Here is a 1716-nt window from a genome sequence, read left to right as displayed (position 1 = left end):
CAATGTAGCTGGTGACCGCAGCTCGCAGGTTCCCAGGACTGGTATCCAGCGCCCGCAACGGCGGAAACTCCGTCCGCAGGCCGGGCGCGCGGACCTGGCACACCCCGATTGGTGACGGCAGATCCCGCAACCGCCGCGGCCCCAAATCCACCAGATCAACGCCGCTGAGTAGACCCGCCGTCGAGTCGGCCACCAAGATCTGACCGCCATGCCCGGCGGCCATCACCCGTGCAGCGCGATTCAGCACCGCACCGAAGTAATCCCCACCCCGCAACTCTGCCTCGCCGGTCGCCAACCCCATCCGCACCGGCAACTCCAGCGCCCGCTGCGCAGCGACGGCGGCATCCGCTGCTGATCGAGGCGAGGCGAATGCTGCGCACACCCCGTCACCGGTGTGTTTGAACAGGAACCCGTCATGCGACTTGATCGCCGAGCGCAACACCTCGTCATGCGCGGCCAGCGCCGCCCGCATCGCCTCCGCGTCTGCCTCCCACCGACGGGTCGAACCCTCGACATCGGTGAACAGAAACGTCACCACCCCCGAAGGAGCAGCCGCCTGACTAGCGGACACCCCCGCAGAATCTCACAACCGACTCCCTCACCTCGCACATCGACGGAATCCGGCGTGCCATACGTGTTACTTGAGGCATTGGCCCGCATCGATCGGCAGTGTGACACCGGTGATGTAGCGGGATTCGTCGGACGCGAGGAAGAGCACTGCGTTGCTGATGTCCTCGGCCTCCACCCACGGGATCGGCAGCGTGTGGAACGTCTGACAAAACGGGGCCAAGTCGTCGGGGCCGGGATTCTCCAGGTCGGGACGGACGAGTCTGTACAGTCCCTCGTTCAGCAACATCGGAGTGTTCACGAACGTGGGGTGCACCGAGTTGACCCGAATCATGTGCTGACCCAGTTCGACTGCGAACGCCCGCATCAGGCCAACGACGCCGTGTTTAGAGGCCACGTAATGACCGAGAAGGAGATTGGCATAAGCCTTGAACCCGTTGACCGAGCTCGTCAGCACGATCGAACCCCCGCGGCCGCCCGACAGTATATGGGGCACACCGGCTTTTACGGTCTTCCACACCCCCGACAGGTTCACATCGATCATGTCCTGCCAGTCTCTTTCGCTGACTTTGTCGAGCGTGTCGCCCTCATCGCTGCCGGCGTTGCTGATACCTGCATTGGCCACGATGACGTCCAGCCGGCCCAGCTGCTCGACCCCGCTGTCCACTGCGGCTTTGAGGGCCTCGTACTCCCGCACGTCGACTTCGGCGGTGACGATGCGGCGGTTGTGGCCCCGCACCAGATCCGCGGTCTTGGCCAGATCCTCCGGCGTGGACGGCGGGTTCAAGAATCCTTCGATCGGCTTGCAGATGTCGACGGCAATGATGTCCGCACCCTCTTGCGCCAATCGCACCGCATGCGCCCGGCCCTGGCCGCGGGCGGCCCCGGTGATGAACGCGACCTTGCCTTCGACTCGCCCCGCCATAACAAACTCAATTCTCGCAATATCGGCTCGGCCGAAGCGGGCCAATTTCGGCGCCACTCATAAGTTTTTCATAGGTTGTACCTAGCGGGCCCTAGCCGTTGCCCACGCATCATTTCAGCATGAGCGAAACACCTGAAACACCAACCAGGCCGACTGCGGTCGCCACCACACCAACAACCGAAGTAGTCAAACCTTATTGGCTCTACCGGTTCGCGGCGTGGGTC

The 1716-nt window shown here is 63.6% G+C and carries 2 protein-coding genes; both read right to left on the bottom strand.

The window, feature by feature from the left end:
* Positions 1 to 571 (bottom strand): adenylate/guanylate cyclase domain-containing protein (locus WBF82_RS11920; protein ID WP_424383234.1); only part of this gene is annotated, 571 nt, incomplete at its 3' end.
* Positions 572 to 637: 66 nt separating this feature from the next.
* The gene (locus tag WBF82_RS11915) at positions 638 to 1492 is read right to left on the bottom strand and encodes a mycofactocin-coupled SDR family oxidoreductase (protein WP_424383233.1); all 855 of its coding nucleotides are present in this window, start codon (positions 1490 to 1492) and stop codon (positions 638 to 640) included.
* Positions 1493 to 1716 lie beyond the last annotated feature (224 nt).

Source organism: Mycobacterium sp., from assembly GCF_049673265.1.
GTDB lineage: Bacteria > Actinomycetota > Actinomycetes > Mycobacteriales > Mycobacteriaceae > Mycobacterium.
Note: the sequence above shows the minus strand (reverse complement) of the source record. Positions and strands in the feature narration are given on the sequence as shown.

Bases quoted from the DNA above. Each gene is read 5' to 3' on its own strand.
- WBF82_RS11915 (WP_424383233.1), bottom strand. From the start codon at position 1,492: ATGGCGGGGCGAGTCGAAGGCAAGGTCGCGTTCATCACCGGGGCCGCC.